The organism is Haloferax gibbonsii ATCC 33959 (assembly GCF_000336775.1).
Taxonomy (GTDB): Archaea; Halobacteriota; Halobacteria; order Halobacteriales; family Haloferacaceae; genus Haloferax; species Haloferax gibbonsii.
The window spans coordinates 166,526-180,801 of sequence record NZ_AOLJ01000028.1 but is presented as its reverse complement, the minus strand read 5'-3'; the positions used below and the strand labels follow the sequence as shown (position 1 = coordinate 180,801).

Here is a 14,276-nt window from a genome sequence, read left to right as displayed (position 1 = left end):
GTCGCTGGTGGCCGCATCGGTCCCCGCGGTCTCGTCCGGTCCTCTCCCCTTTTTGACGCCGATTCGAGTCGAGCGACCGCAGCGGCGCTGAGCCGACCGCGTTCGACGAGGCTCGACGCTCGCTGCCGCCGCGACTCCCGACTCGTCCGCCGCGGTTTCGAGGTTCATAGACGCTCGGACGACCGAGAGAGCGGTCGCTGCGCACGCCACTGAGATATTTATCAGAAGTTAGTACATTCGGTCGCCGTCAAAAATATCACAAAAAGGACAATCAAATCGACACCGCAAATCAGCCATTAATGCAGCCATAAGAAACGGATTAATTCGAGAATAAGTGGTCGCTGTCGGTCGTTTTTTCGGTCGAAGTGAATCGTCGGAACTCGTCGTCGATTCGAACAGTAACGATCTCAATAGTATCGTCGATAGATATTCATGTATTCCAACTAATGTAATTATCGCAACATTTATGGGTGTAATCCGCAACCCCTGAGACATGGTAAGTGAACGGTCCACCGGGCAGGACCCAGAAACGACGACGACTGACGACGACGTCGGTAGACGCAAGTACCTCGCGCTGTGCGGGTCGGTATCGGCCGCCGGTGCACTCGCGGGATTCTCTGGGCTCGGCTCGGCGACGGAACAGGCCGACGAACCGGTCGACGACGACGGGCACACGCTCGTCGTCGCGGGCACCGGTCCCGTCTCTTCGTTCGAAGTGACGGTCAGCGGCTCGATCTCACCGCTCCAATCGAACGGCGCGCTCAGCACGACCGGGACGGTCGGTCCCGCCGCCGAGGGAACCGTCGACGACGACTCGCGGCGCTACCAGTTCGCGGGCGACATCACCAACTTCCAGTCGACCGACGCGGTGTCGGTCTACGTCGACGGCGTCCGCATCCCCAACGACTCGTTCTGAGGCCGTCGGAAACTCCGTTGTTTTCGAAGCGACCGACAGCGGCGGCGCTACGAGCGCATGTAGCCGCTGAGCCACTCGGGTGTCACGTCGTCGAACGATACGGTTTCCCCGCCGTGTTCGGCGACGAACCCGTCGGCGTCGGAGTCCGACGAAAAGGGAATCAGGTCTTTACCCATGCCTCCGAGCACGTCGCTTTCGACGACGTACGTCATCTCGGTGGCGTCGCCGAAGGTCTCGGCGTCGGTGTGGGTCGAGATGAACGTGTCGCCACCCTCGGTCGAGAGCTCGTAGTCGACCGTCGAGTAGTCCGTGACGTACACCGCCGTCGCCTCCCAGCCCTGCTCTCGGTGTTCGAAGTAGTACGGGAACAGCCCCATGCTGAGGGTGTGGAACCACGCCGGGTTGTCGTGGCCCTCCGGCGCGTTCTCGCGGTAGAAAATCTGTCCGTTCGGGCCGGCGTGGAGGCCGATGACCATCCCGCCTTGGTCGTCTTCCTTCCCGCCCGAGAGATCGACGGGGTCGGGCCGCTGTTCCGCGTTCGAACCGACGCCGAGACAGCCCGCGAGGGCCGCGAGCGCGCCGAGTGAAACGGCTTTCGTCGCGGCTCGGCGCGTGAGCGAACCGTTCGAGCGGTCGCGCGGCGGAGAGTCGTCGTGCATCGTCGCTCTGTGCGGAGGTCGGGCGCCATGGTACATAAACCGTGAGAACGGTCGCTCGCGTGCGCGAACTGAACTACCCCGGCGGAGGAGGCGGGCGGGTCACAAAAGGGAGTGCTTCAGGCGACGACGCGCGCGCCCTCGACGAGCGAGCGAACGTCCTCGAACAGGCGGTCGGCGTCGGCCTCGTCGCGGGCCTCGGCGGTGATGCGGACCAGCGGTTCGGTCCCGCTGGCGCGGACGAGGAACCAGCCGTCGTCGGTGTCGACGCGGATGCCGTCGATGGTGTCGACCTCGTCGTACGTCGCGTGGATGTCGCGGGCGATTCGGTCCATCGCCTGGTGTTTGTCGTCGAACGAGAGGCTCGCGCGGCGGGTGGCGTACGCCGCCCCGCCGAGGTCGGCGACCTGTTCGGACAGCGGTTCGCCGCGGGCCACGAGGTCGGCGAGTTTGAGCGCCGCGTAGTGGCCGTCGGGCGCGAGCGTCTCGTCGGGCCAAATCCACGCGCCGGAGGGCTCGCCGCCGAAGACGTAGCCGGGTTCGGCGACCGCCTCGGCGACGTGGACGTCGCCGACCGGCGTGTAGGTGACGCGCCCGCCGGCGGATTCGACCACGTCCTGTACGAGGAGGCTCGTGTCCACGGGGACGGCGACGGCGTCGCCCGGGGAGACGGCGTCCCGCGCGAACAGCGCGAGGAGCGCGTCGCCGGCGACGTACGCGCCGGTCTCGTCGACCGCGACGAGTCGGTCCGCGTCGCCGTCGTGGGCGAGCCCCACGTCCACGTCGAGCGCGGGGACGGTCCGCCGGAGCGCCGTGAGCGTCTCCGCGTTCGGCTCGCTCTTTCGGGCGGGGAACCGGCCGTCCTGCTGGCCGTCGATGGTGTTGACCGTCGCGCCGAGTTCGTAGAGCGCGTCGACGGAGACGCGACCCGTACCGTTGCCGAGGTCGAACGCGACGGACACGTCGTCGAGGTCGTCGAACGACGAGACGAGGTGGTTCACGTGGCGGGCGGCGGCGTCGGGCCACTCGCGCTCCTCGCCGAGTTCGTCCCACGGGGCGAGCGACACCTCGTCGCGGTTGAGCCGGTGGACGATGTCACGCGTCTGGGCCTTGTCGAAGGCGCGGCCGCTCGGCGTCCAGAGCTTCAGCCCGTTGTCCGACGCGGGGTTGTGAGACGCCGTGATACCGATACCGGCGTCAGCGCCGGCCCAGCCGACCGCGCGGGCGACCGTCGGGGTCGAGGCGACGCCGAGTCGGACCACGTTCGCGCCGCACTCGCGGACGCCTGCGCTCACGGCGTCGGCGAGGACGTCTCCGCTGAGGCGGGCGTCCTGCCCGACGACGACGGTACAGGCGTCGCAGCCGACCGCGCGGCCGATTCGAAGGGCGAGTTCGGCGGTCACGGTTCGGCCAACCGGACCTCTGATTCCACTCGTTCCGAACATACCGTGGGAGACGGTGACAGGACGTTTTGGTATGTTTCGCCTACTGTCACGAGCGGGCGGTCAGGCGGCACCTACTGGACCGTGGCGAACCGCGAGGCCGGCGTAACGAATCGCGGGACCGTGTCGCCACTCGCCGGGGGAGATGAGCGGTAAGTGGTCGGCGATTAGGCGGTGAGTCGCCTCACTGGAGGGGCTGGGCGTCGCCGATGGGGACCACTTCGATAGAACCGAGCGCGTCGAGCGTCACGCGGTAGCCCGCGTAGGAAAACGAGAGGAGCGCGTCCTCAGAACGGCCGAAGACCGTTTCGAGGGCGTCGGGGTCGATAGTCTGTGCGAGCGGCGGGAGCTGCGTCGGTCGGACGCCCTCGATTGCCGCAATACTCAATACAACGTTCGTACTTAGTAGCTCGGAAGAATCGCGGTCGACGCGGTACGACCCGGTCGCCTCGTCGTACGTCACGCGCGAGTCCTTCCAGTCGTTCGTCTGTGCCATCATGGGTGCCTTAACAGGCGTCTGTGTGAGATGATGGCCCTTAAATCCATGCTATTTGTGAACAGTTGTAATTCGTGAACGTCACGGAAACGGACGGGTACGGCCGTGGTACTCCGCGAGCGCAATCTGGTGTTCACCATACACAATCAAAAATCGTGATAGTTCCACGGGTACGACGGTCAGCCCTGCCGAGCACGAAGCGTTCGGACGGTCTCACGCGCCTCTTCGACCGTGATTTCGCGCTTGTAGAGCGCTGAACCGGGTTCCAGTAGTTCGCCGCCCGGAACGAGGTCGCCGACGTCGACCGGGCCGAAGCCGATGTCGCGGATGAGGTCGGCGACGTGCGCCTTGGCGTCCGAGTCGTCGCCGGCGAGGAAGACCGCGAGACGTTCCGATTCGGGGAGGTCGGGATGTCCGAGGTCGCGGAGCGTCTCCCAGTGGATGGTGTTGAACGACTTGACTAGTTTCGCGTCCGGGAGCTGAGCCGCGACGAGTTCCGAGGAGGTGTCGTCGCCGAGGTCGATAACGTGGAAGTTCTCGGTGTAGGGGTTCATCGCGTCGACGACTATCTTCTCCGCGAAGTGGTCCGCGTCGGGCAGTGACTCGCGCTCTCGGAACGGAACGGCGAGGAAGACCACGTCGCCGAACCGAATCGCCCGCGTCGGTTCAACCGCGCGAAGTTGCGGGCCGAGCGTCTCGGAGAGGTCCGCGAGCGACTCGACCCCGCTTTCGTTGGCTATCGCAACCTCGTGGTCCGACTCCACGAGGAGCTGGGCCAACGTCCCGCCGAGTCGGCCAGCGCCGAGTATTCCGATGTCCATGAACAAAGATGTATGTTAACAAAGTTGAATCTTTGCGTGGTCGGCGACGTGGGACGGACCCCCCTTTCACTCGTGGGTCACTAATCGTAATGACCCCTATAACCGCCACAGACCTTCTCTATCCCGGAATCTTCAGCCATTCAGTACAATCATAATTTAGTATATATGTGTCGTTGGAAGCGACATGAACAGACGAACATTCCTCGGCGGCGTCGGAGCGGGCGTGGTGCTCCTCTCCGGCTGCCTCGGTGCGGAGGGTAACGCGCTCGACCCGGCGGCCGACCAGAACGACGACCCTGCGGGCGACGAACAGCCCGCGAAACCGGCGACCGACTCGCCCGAGTCGACTCCCGAACCGACGACCGAACAGCCCGCCGAACCGACACCCGAACCCACGCCGGAGCCGACGACCGACGCTCCCGAGGACCGCATCGACTTCGAGCGCGAGGACGACGACCCGGACGTCGTGGGCACGCTCCTGACGAAGGGACCCGTGCCGGGCGTCGTCGTCTCCTCGGACCTCCCGTACGCGAAGACGTGGCAGAACTACGCCGAGACCGACGAGGAGGCGGGAACCTACCGCGTCGGTCTCTCCGTGGACACCTCCTCGCGCATCGGGCGACTGAGCGTCGTCGGTCGGGTGTACGACGCCGAGGGCGACCTCGTGGCCGAGGACACCGACGTGAGCAACAACGTCCCGGCGGACAAGAACGCGCTCATCCACCTCGTCTTCGAGGGCGACCTCGAGGCGATGTACTACTTCGAGGTCGACCTCGTCGTCCCGAACTGAGCGTCAGGCCCCGCCGGCGTACGCCTCGAACTCTTTTCCGCGCAGTGCGAAGTAAACCACGCCGACCACGCCGACGAGCGACGCGACCGAGAACGCGAGCGTCGGGTCCCGCGCGTAGAGCCAGCCGCCGAGCGCCGCGCTCGGGATGACGATGGTGTTCCGCACGAGGTAGTACGCGCCCGTCACCCGCCCGCCGGCGTTTCGCTCCGCCGGGCCGACGATGAGCGCCTTGTGCGCAGGGAGACCGGCGAACCGGAGCCCCGAGAAGGCAAAGAGGGCGACGACGACCCACTGGTCCGCCGGCGCGAAGATGAGGAGGACCGGAAAGACGGCGTACACCGCGAACCCGAGCCCGACGACCGGCTTGAGCCCGGTCCGCTCGGCGAGCTTCGAGACGGGGAGTTTCGTCAGGAGCGCGACGACCATCTCGACGCCGAGGAGGACGCCGAAGAAGGCGGCCGGCCGAAGCGAGACGCCGAACCCGGTGAAGCCGACTTCGAGGAACTCCGTGACGACGATGACGAAAAAGACGTACACCATCCCGTTGGCGAACCGGACGAGCGTGTCCGCGACGAGGAGCGGGCGGAGCGTCTCCGGGAGCGACCGGAGGTCGTCGCGGAGCTGTGCGAGCCCCTCGAACGACTTGCCCAGCGAGTCTTCGCCCGCGTCGTAGAGAACGTGCTGAGCGACGGTGGCGACGACGCCGAAGACCGCGGCCACGACGAGGACGTACCGGAAGCCCTCGACGAACGTCGCCGTCGCCGCCAGCAGCGCGGCCGCGATGAGCGGCCCGAGGAGGAAGCCGACGCGGCGGAAAATCTCGGTGCTGGCGAAGCCCATCGCCAGTCGCTCCGGCGGGACGCTCTGTTTGACGATGGCGAACGTCGCGCCGAGGCCGAACGACTTCCACGCCTGCGTGAGAAAGAGCCCGACGAAAATCCAGAGCCACGGTTCGAGCGAGACGCCCGCGAGGGTCACTTCGGGGACCTGCGGGGCGACGAACCAGAAGAGAAAGCCCGCCGACGAGACGGTCCCGAACAGCGTGAGCGAGAGGCGCGACCCGAGGCGGTCGGAGAGCGCGCCGCCCGGATACGGGTACAGCGCCCCGATGAGGTTGCCGACGCTCCCGTAGAGGCCGACGACGGTCGCGCCGGCCCCGAGCACCCGGAGGTACTCCGGGACGTACCGGCCGGTCATCTGAAACGAGAGGCTGAACGCGAACATCGCCACCGAGAGGACGAACACGTCGCGTTCGAGCCCGACGAACTGCCGGAAGGAATCGAAGCTATCGACGGCGTCCCGACGTGTTTTCATCGTCCGAGTGGTTCGCGGGAGCGTTCAAGAAAGTACGGTGCGGTCGGCCTATTCGTCGACCGGCGGGTCGACCCAGACGACGAGGCCGTCGTCGCCCCTGACGACGCCGCGGGTCAGGTCGTCGCCGAACGGCGCGTCGTCGACGGTCTCGGGGTCGACCGTCGTCACGCGGTCGACCTCGTCGACCAGCCAGCCGAACACGGTCGCGTCCTCGGTGGCGGCGTCGAAGACGACGACGCGGGAGGCGTCGGGGTTCGAACCCACGCCGAGGAGCGAGGCCGTGTCGACGAGCATCGTCGTCGCGCCCCGGTAGTCCATCGCGCCGACGACGTGCGGCGGCGAGTCCGGGAGCGAGCGGGCCGGCTTGCGGTCGATAATCTCGGTGACGACGTCGAGGGCCACGCAGTAGCGCTCCGCGCCGATGTCGAATTCGAGAACCTGCGTCGGCTCGTCGAGCGCCGCGTCGGGCGCGTCCGTGAGCGACATCTACGCGCCCCGGGCGGAGAGCCCGTCTTCGGTCGCGTCGAGTTCGTCTTCGAGGTCGTCCACCTCGTCCTCAAGCTCGTCCACCTCGTCGTCGATGTGGCCGACGAGGAGCGCGACCTCGGAAATATTCGCCGTCTGCTCTTCGGTGGCCGCGGCGACCTGGTCTATCTCGCCGGCGACCTCTTCTGCGCCCCGGGCGGTCTGGTCGACGAGGCTCGCCACCTCCTCGGTGCTCGCGGCCTGCTGGTCGGTCGCGCGGGCGACCTCCTCCGCGCCGGCGGCGGCCTCGCCGACCGCGGCGTCGATGTTCCGGAGCGCGGAGACGGCCGCGTCGACCTCCGAGATGCCGTCGTTGACCTCCTCGTTCGCCTCCTCGATGTTGCCGACGGTCGTCTCGGTCGTCTCCTGGATGTCGCCGACGACCGCCTCGATTTCGGAGACGCTGTCGCGGGACTGCTCCGCGAGGCTCTTGACCTCGTCGGCGACGACGGCGAACCCGGCCCCCGCCTCGCCGGCGCGGGCGGCCTCGATGGAGGCGTTGAGCGCGAGCAGGTTCGTCTGGTCGGCGATGTCGTTGATGACTTCGACGACGCTGTCTATCTGGTCGACTTTCGCGCGGAGGTCGGTGATTTCGTCGTACACGTCGGTGGTCACGTCGTCGACGGTTTCCATCGCGTCCGCGGCGTTGTCCGCGGAGCTTCGTCCCTCGGCGGCGAGGTCGCGCGCCTGGTCGCTCATCGCCTTCGTCTGGTCGGCGCTGGAGGCGATCTGCTCGACGCTGGCGCTCAGGTTCGACACCTCGCCGGCGACCTCGTGCATGTTGGTCGACTGGTCGCCCGCGAGGTCGCTTATCTCCTGTGCGCTGACGGCCACGCTCTCGGAGGCGCGGGAGAGTTCGGCGACGGCCGTGCCGATTTCGTCGGTCGCGTCGTCCACGTCGTCCACGTCGTCGAGAACCTCGTCGGTCGCCGCGCCGGCGGCACCGCGACCGGAATACGCGTCGTGCTGTCGGGAGGCGGCCCCGTCACCGGCGGCCGGTTCGCGTTTGTTTCGCTCGATTGCCATACGAAAACGTGTGGGAGTGATGTGATAAGTATTCGCGAACAGTATCAAATCGGATAACCCCACATTGCCGCTAACCGGCTCGAAACTGCCAAAAATAACAGATTCGGGAGGTATATTGCAGGATAGATACCACACTACCAGCGGCTGATAGAACCAGAAATCGTCGGCCGGTTTAAAAATCACTTGTCCGGGCAAGGCCGGAGACAGGCGCGGGGGTGCCGAACCACTACGGCCGAAGCGGGGAAGCCGGGCGGAAACGCGAACCGCTCAGGACAGTCGGTGTCCGGCGGCGACGGCGACGAAGCCCGCGAGCGCGACGAGGACGATGGAGCCGCCGGCGGCGAGCCCGTAGAGGTACGCGACCGTGACGCCGGCGACGCCCGCGAGTTCGCCCGCGAGAACGCCGTAGAGGAGCGACTGCTTGAAGCTCCGCCCGAGTCGCGAGGCGGTGACGACGGGGATGACGAGCAGCGCCGCGACGAGGATGACGCCCATGATTCGCATCGCGCTGACGACGACGAACGCGGTGAGAATCGACAGGAGCGTGTTGACGGCGCGGACGTGGAGCCGCGACGCGCGGGCGGCGGTCTCGTCGAACGTGACGTACACGAGCGGCCGGTAGGCGACCGCGACCGAGCCGACGACGACGAGTCCCATCGAGACGAGAAGTCCCACGTCGGCCCGCGAGACGGTCGCCAGCGAGCCGAACAGGTACTGGTTGATACCGACCGAGATGCCGCCGCCGGTGAGCGAGATGAGCACGCTCCCGAGGGCGAAGCCGCCGGTCAGGACCATCGCCAGCGCGGCGTCGCTCCGGGCGTCGGTGTACTCGATGAGCGCCTGCACGACGAGCGCCGCGACGACCGCGACGACGAGCGCGCCGAGGAGCGGCGGGACCGCGAGGCCGAGCGTCGCGTCGAGGAAGAGCGCGAGCGCGACCCCCGCGAAGGCGGTGTGGGCGAGCGTGTCCCCGACCATCGAGAGGTCGCGGTAGACGAGGAACGACCCGACCAGCGGGCCGACGACGCCGATGCAGAGCACCGAGAGGTACGCCCGCTGCATGTAGGGGTAGCCGAGGAAGTCGAGACCGGTGACGCCGGCGAGCCACGAGAACGCCCCGCCGACGACCGCCGTCAAGAACCAGTCGAAAACGCCCGTGAACGCGTCGGCCACGAGGAGCGGCGCGAGGGAGTCGGCCGCGAAGAAATCGACCGCGAGGAGGTCGGTCGCCGCGAGTGCGACGAGGCCGCTCACTGCTCGTCCTCCGGTTCGGCGCGGGCGTCGCCGTGGGAGTGACCCCGCTGGTGGTCGTGAGAGTTGCCGTGGTGATGGCCGTGGTCGTGGTCGAGCACGCGCTGGTTCGCGCCGTAGGCCGCGGCGAGCGCGTCGCTCTCGGCGAAGTCGTCGGTGTCGCCGTGGAAGTACAGCCGCTTGTTGAGACAGGCGATTCGGGACGCGCGGGCCGTGACGACGCCGATGTCGTGTTCGACGAGGACGACCGTCATCCCCTGTTGGTTCAGTTCGCCGAGGAGGTCGTAGAACGCCTCGCGGGACTCGGCGTCGAGGGCGACCGTCGGCTCGTCGAGGGCGAGCAGGTCGGCCTCCGCGGCGAGCGCGCGGGCGACGAACACTCGCTGGCGCTGGCCGCCGGAGAGCGCCCCGACCCGGCGGTCGGCGAGGTCCGCGATACCGACGCGGTCGAGCGCCGAGGCCACCGCCTCGCGGTCGTCGGCCGAGAAGCGGCCGAACAGGTTCCGCGGGTAACGACCCATCCGGACGACCTCGCGGACGGTGACCGGCATGTCCCGGGCCGCGTCCGTCGCGTCCTGTGCGACGTAGGCGACGCGCTCGCCGTCGGCGAAGTCGTGGGCGGGGCGGTCGAACAGTCGCACCTCGCCGCGGGTCGGACGGCGGAGCCCGAGCATCAGCGTCAGGAGCGTGCTCTTGCCCGAGCCGTTCGGGCCGACGAGGCCGAGGAACTCGCCTTCGGCCACGTCGAGCGAAACCCCGTCGACGACCGGGACGTCGCCGTACGAAAAGGACACGTCGCTGAGCGAGACGGCCGTCATTGCGCGCCGAGCGCCGTCCGGAGCGACGGGAGGTTCACCTCTCGCATGATATCCACGTACCCCCAGTCGTTTTCCTCCCACTCAGTCATTACGCCGGGAAGCGGCGTGAGCGGGAGCACGTCCTCGGCGTCCGTCTCGGAGACGAGTTGCTGTGCGGCGCGGTCGGACTCCAGCGGGTCGGCGAGGACGTGTCGGATGCCGTGTTCCTCGATGGTCGCCTGCGCCCGCTCGATGTCCCGTGGCGACGGCTCCTCGTCCGGCGAGATACCGGTGAGCGCGACGATTTCGAGGTCGTAGCGGTCGGAGAGATAGCCGTAGGCGTCGTGGCCGGCGACGAGAATCACGTCGCGGTCGCGGGCGGCGAGGCCGTCCTCGAACGCCGCGTCGAGTTCCGAGAGCGTCTCGCGGTAGGACTCGGCGTTCGCGGCGTAGGCGTCGGCGTTCGCGGAATCGACCGACTGGAAGGCGTCGCGGAGCGTCTCGGTCGCGGTGGCGACCCGCGTCGGGTCCAGCCAGAAGTGCGGGTCGAGCTCGCCGTGGTCGTGGCTCTCCGACTCCTCGGCGTGCTCGTCGTCGTGGTGTTCGGTCTCTTCGTGGTGTTCGGTCTCTTCGTGGTGTTCGGTCTCTTCGCTGTGTGTCTCGTTTGCGTGCGTCTCCTCGTGCGTCTCGTTCGCGTGCGCCTCTTCGTCGTGCTGTTCCGCCTCGTCGTGGGACTCGTCGTCGTGGACGTGGCCGTCGGGTCCGATTTCGTGGAGTTCCACGTCGGCGGAGGCGTCGACCGCGGTGACATCCGACCCGTCGGCTTCGAGCGACGACCGAATGTCGTCGGCCCACGGCTGAAAGCCGGGCATTCCGTGGACGAACAGGTCGGACTCGAGTACCCGGCCCTGCACGTCCGGGCCGGGCTCCCAGCCGTGGCCGTGCTGACCGATGGGGACGAGCGTGTCGACGGACGCGACGTCGCCAGCGACGCGTCGGGCCACGTCGCCGAAGACGAAGAACGAGGCCGCGGCCGTCGTCTCCGATTCGGCTGACGAGTCGGTCGAATCGGACGAGCCGTCACCGAGACAGCCCGCGAGGCCGACGGCGGCGCTTCCGGCGACTGTCGCGAGGAACCTGCGTCGGGTTTTCGTTCGCATGTTATTAGAAAACTCATTCGATATAATAAGTGCTGTTATTCTATCGTTCACCGTTGTTATTCAATGTCGGCCCGGAATTCGTCGAGCGCCGTCACACTCCGCGGCGAGAGGCCGTCGAGATAGCGGTCGGAAGGTGGGGAAAAGAGCGGTCGCCCGCGGTTCCTAATCAGTCGCGGTCGAGGCGGCCGCGCCGGGCGACCCGCGTTTGTACTTCCGGATGGCGAGGAAGATGAGTGGTGTGCCGACGACGGTGGGCCAGAGCCACGCGGCGACGGTCGGGAGGAAGTCGAAGTTGACAGACGAGAAGGCGGTGACGGTGGCGATGTAGCCGCCGCCCATGCGGCCGATGTGTTCGAAGAACCACTCCCGAGACTCCGCGCGCTTCCGGCGGAAGGCGGCGAGGTCGCGGACGCCGAAGCCGGCGCCGGCAGCGCCGAAGACGAGCATCACGGTGGCGAAACTGTCGCCGGCGAGGAACCGGAGCGCGCCCATGGCGAGGAGACCGACTCCGGCGGTGGCGAGCAGACCGACCGCGACCCAGTCGACGAGTTCCGGCCTGTCGGTCGGGCGCTTCCGCGAGAGGACGCGGTCGCCCGAGAAGACGAAGTAGTAGCTGAACACCGCGACGAGCGCGAGGAACGTCCGCCCGCGGGTCGGCGCGAGGGCGAACAGCACGAGCGACGTGACCGCGACGACGGTCATCCCCGCGACGTAGACCCGGCCCGCCCGACGGTGGCGACGGCCGCCTTTCTTCGTGGCTATCGCGCCGAAGCCGGCGAACAGCGCCGCGAACCCGGCGAGGATGTGGACGCCGAGCGTCGCGTCCTCGACGAGCGTCATCGCGAGACCTCGATTGAGGCGGTTGGCAGGCGTGGACGCTCGGCGTGATTCGGCGGGGCGTGGACGCTGTGTAGGCTCGGCATGGAATCGAGTCGTTCGAGGAGCGATATAAATCTACTGAGTGAGTACTTACTTAGAAACGGGAGGAGCGAACCACGGCCGAGAGGCTCGGTTCCGTCGAGAGCCTCGGCTCGCCGTGTAATCGTCTGAAAAGTCGAGGTGTCGTCTGCCGCTACAAACAGCAGTCGCGTCTCGGTGTTACTGCCGAACGACGTTCGCCGCGCGGGGGCCCTTGGGCGAGGACTCGATGTCGAACTCGACTTCGGTACCTTCCGTGAGGTCTTCGCCGCCGACGTCTTCCATGTGGAAGAACACGTCTTCGTCGTCGTCGAGGTCGCCGTCGTCAGTAGAGATGAAACCGTAGCCGCCAGTGTCGTTGAAGAAATCAACTTTGCCGTGTGCCATTACGAACAAATCGAAGGTCGGGCGACGGATAACCCTTCCGAGGGTCAAGGTACCACGACCCTTCGAAAGACATTCGTCCGCCCGCTTACGGCCGTTTCGGTAGATAAGTGCCGGACCGAGCGGGGACGACGGAAACAGACGGGCGGGCCTCACTCGACCAACAACGAGTCGATGTACGCCGACAGCGACTCCCGGAGGTCGTCGCCGACGCCCTCCATCCCGAGCGCGAGGGCAAAGCCGGTGTAGCCGTCGGTCGCCGAGAGGACGAACGCGGCCGTTCCCTCGGGGTCGACCTCGCGGAAGACGCCCCGCTCGACGCCGTCGCGGACGATGTCGGCGATAACGTCGAGGGTGTGGCGCTCCATCCGGAGCAGCGGTTCGCGGAGCGTCTCGTTGTGTGGCGCGTGCGAGAGGAGTTCCATGACGGCGATGTTGACGCCGGCGGCGGCCGCGTCGTCTTCGTCGACGATGAGGATGTCGCAGACCGCCCGAAGCCGTTCTTCGGGGCCCTCGGCGTCGATTTCGTCGAGGCTCCGCGCGAGGTAGTCCTCCGACGTTTCGAGGAACGCGACGATCATCTCGTCTTTCGAGTCGTAGTAGTAGTACAGCCCCGCCTCGCTCTTTTCGCTCTCCGCGGCCACCTTCTTCGTCGTCAGCCGAGCGTAGCCGTGCGTGGCGAGCGCCGCGCGGACCGCGTTCGCAATCTGTGCTTTCTGCTCGGGCGGCACGGAGTCGGCGGGCATGGTGAGTGAGTGTTCGCTCGCTCGACTACTTGTGTCCGTTGCTCCGCGGGCGAAACGCGGGACTCGACGACGGTCACTCCGCAGACCGACCGCGCGCTCCCGCGACCAACTCGCCGAGCGCCCGGCGCTTGATGAGCGCGAAGCCGGCGAAGATGGAGAGGAAGCCGAGCGCGGTCACGGAGTCGATGAGTTGACCGAGGAAGGCCCAACTGAGGAGCGTCGCGGAGACCGGTTCGACGTAGCCGATGAGGTTTATCTGCGTCGGGCCGAACCGGCCGAGCAGTTCGAAGTAGATGAGGAACGCGCCCGCGCCGCTGACGACGGCGAGATAGAGCAGCGAGCCGACGGCGACGCCGGACCACTCGATAGCCGCGAGCGACTCGCCGGTGGCGACGCCCGCGACGGACAGGAGCGCGGCCCCGAACAGCATCGCCCACGCCTGGAGCGTCCGCGCCGGGATGTCCGACGAGAAGGGGCGCGTCAGGACGGCACCGAGGGCGAAACACGCCGAGGCAACGAAGACGATGGCGACGCCGACCACGTCGCTGGAGAGGAGCGCGTTCGGGTCCGGTTGGGCGACGAGGCCGACGCCGAGAAAGCCGAAACCGAACCCGATGACCCCGAGCGGCGAGATGCGGTCGCCGAGGATGCCCGTCGCGAACAGCGCGGTCAGGACCGGGCCGAGACTGATGACGATGGCCGCCACCGCGCCGGGGACGTGCTCCTGTCCGAGGTAGAGAAACGCGTGGTGCGCGCCGATGAGGAGGCCGCCGGAGACGCCGACGAGCGTCCAGTCGGTCCGGCTGTGCGGCCGCCAGTAGTCGGTCGAGACGGCGGCGTAGCCGAGGACGATGAGCCCCGCGAGGAAGAACCGAAGCGCCGCGAAGTGCAGCGGCGGGAAGTACGCGAGACCGACTTCGATGGCGACGAACGAACTCCCCCAGAGGAGTCCCAGAAGGACGAACAGTCCGGCGGCGACCCGGCCGTTCACCGACACCACGCTCCGCTCGGCGGACGCCGATGCGACTCCGCCG

At 67.4% G+C, this 14,276-nt stretch carries 16 protein-coding genes; 2 read left to right on the top strand and 14 right to left on the bottom strand.

The window, feature by feature from the left end; all coding sequences use genetic code 11:
* Positions 1-493: 493 nt before the first annotated feature.
* On the top strand, positions 494-916 hold the full coding sequence (locus tag C454_RS18905) for a hypothetical protein (protein WP_004978146.1): 423 nt from the start codon (positions 494-496) through the stop codon (positions 914-916).
* A 47-nt stretch (positions 917-963) separates the two neighbouring features.
* Here the strand turns inward: C454_RS18905 and C454_RS18900 are convergent, their stop codons facing one another.
* The 4 genes from C454_RS18900 to C454_RS18885 all read right to left on the bottom strand — a co-directional run bounded on the left by C454_RS18900 (position 964) and on the right by C454_RS18885 (position 4,331).
* Entirely contained in the window at positions 964-1,575 is a 612-nt protein-coding gene (locus tag C454_RS18900; RefSeq protein WP_004978145.1) for a nitrous oxide reductase accessory protein NosL, read from the bottom strand.
* A gap of 116 nt (positions 1,576-1,691) precedes the next feature.
* Entirely contained in the window at positions 1,692-3,017 is a 1,326-nt protein-coding gene (gene glmM / locus C454_RS18895; RefSeq protein ID WP_049905300.1) for a phosphoglucosamine mutase, read from the bottom strand.
* A gap of 181 nt (positions 3,018-3,198) precedes the next feature.
* Entirely contained in the window at positions 3,199-3,513 is a 315-nt protein-coding gene (locus C454_RS18890) for a HalOD1 output domain-containing protein (RefSeq protein ID WP_004978141.1), read from the bottom strand.
* Between the two features lie 176 nt (positions 3,514-3,689).
* On the bottom strand, positions 3,690-4,331 hold the full coding sequence (locus tag C454_RS18885) for an NADPH-dependent F420 reductase (protein ID WP_004978140.1): 642 nt from the start codon (positions 4,329-4,331) through the stop codon (positions 3,690-3,692).
* A gap of 184 nt (positions 4,332-4,515) precedes the next feature.
* Between C454_RS18885 and C454_RS18880 the strand changes: the two genes are divergently transcribed.
* A complete protein-coding gene (locus C454_RS18880; RefSeq protein ID WP_004978138.1) occupies positions 4,516-5,121 on the top strand; it encodes a twin-arginine translocation signal domain-containing protein in 606 nt (201 codons plus the stop codon).
* Between the two features lie 3 nt (positions 5,122-5,124).
* On the opposite strand, the gene C454_RS18875 is transcribed toward C454_RS18880, so the two are convergent.
* From C454_RS18875 to C454_RS18830, 10 genes are all read right to left on the bottom strand, one after another.
* On the bottom strand, positions 5,125-6,435 hold the full coding sequence (locus tag C454_RS18875) for an MFS transporter (RefSeq protein WP_004978136.1): 1,311 nt from the start codon (positions 6,433-6,435) through the stop codon (positions 5,125-5,127).
* 48 nt (positions 6,436-6,483) lie between these two features.
* On the bottom strand, positions 6,484-6,921 hold the full coding sequence (locus C454_RS18870; protein WP_004978132.1) for a chemotaxis protein CheW: 438 nt from the start codon (positions 6,919-6,921) through the stop codon (positions 6,484-6,486).
* Complete coding sequence (locus tag C454_RS18865) at positions 6,922-7,986, bottom strand: methyl-accepting chemotaxis protein (protein ID WP_004978129.1); 1,065 nt, start codon at positions 7,984-7,986, stop codon at positions 6,922-6,924.
* A 267-nt stretch (positions 7,987-8,253) separates the two neighbouring features.
* The gene (locus C454_RS18860; protein ID WP_004978128.1) at positions 8,254-9,240 is read right to left on the bottom strand and encodes a metal ABC transporter permease; all 987 of its coding nucleotides are present in this window, start codon (positions 9,238-9,240) and stop codon (positions 8,254-8,256) included.
* Positions 9,237-10,055, bottom strand: a complete 819-nt coding sequence (locus tag C454_RS18855) for a metal ABC transporter ATP-binding protein (RefSeq protein WP_004978126.1) — start codon at positions 10,053-10,055, stop codon at positions 9,237-9,239. The genes C454_RS18860 and C454_RS18855 overlap by 4 nt, the downstream gene beginning before the upstream one ends.
* Positions 10,052-11,194 carry a metal ABC transporter substrate-binding protein gene (locus C454_RS18850; protein WP_004978125.1) on the bottom strand — a complete coding sequence of 381 codons (1,143 nt, stop codon included), beginning with the start codon at positions 11,192-11,194 and terminating at the stop codon, positions 10,052-10,054. The genes C454_RS18855 and C454_RS18850 overlap by 4 nt, the downstream gene beginning before the upstream one ends.
* 162 nt (positions 11,195-11,356) lie before the next feature.
* Positions 11,357-12,034 (bottom strand): DUF2306 domain-containing protein, encoded by a 678-nt coding sequence (locus C454_RS18845; protein ID WP_004978122.1) that lies wholly within the window; start codon positions 12,032-12,034, stop codon positions 11,357-11,359.
* Between the two features lie 258 nt (positions 12,035-12,292).
* Entirely contained in the window at positions 12,293-12,499 is a 207-nt protein-coding gene (locus tag C454_RS18840) for a cold-shock protein (protein WP_004978121.1), read from the bottom strand.
* 149 nt (positions 12,500-12,648) lie between these two features.
* Positions 12,649-13,242 carry a TetR/AcrR family transcriptional regulator gene (locus C454_RS18835; protein WP_004978118.1) on the bottom strand — a complete coding sequence of 198 codons (594 nt, stop codon included), beginning with the start codon at positions 13,240-13,242 and terminating at the stop codon, positions 12,649-12,651.
* A 73-nt stretch (positions 13,243-13,315) separates the two neighbouring features.
* Positions 13,316-14,233, bottom strand: a complete 918-nt coding sequence (locus tag C454_RS18830) for a DMT family transporter (RefSeq protein ID WP_049905316.1) — start codon at positions 14,231-14,233, stop codon at positions 13,316-13,318.
* Positions 14,234-14,276: the final 43 nt, after the last annotated feature.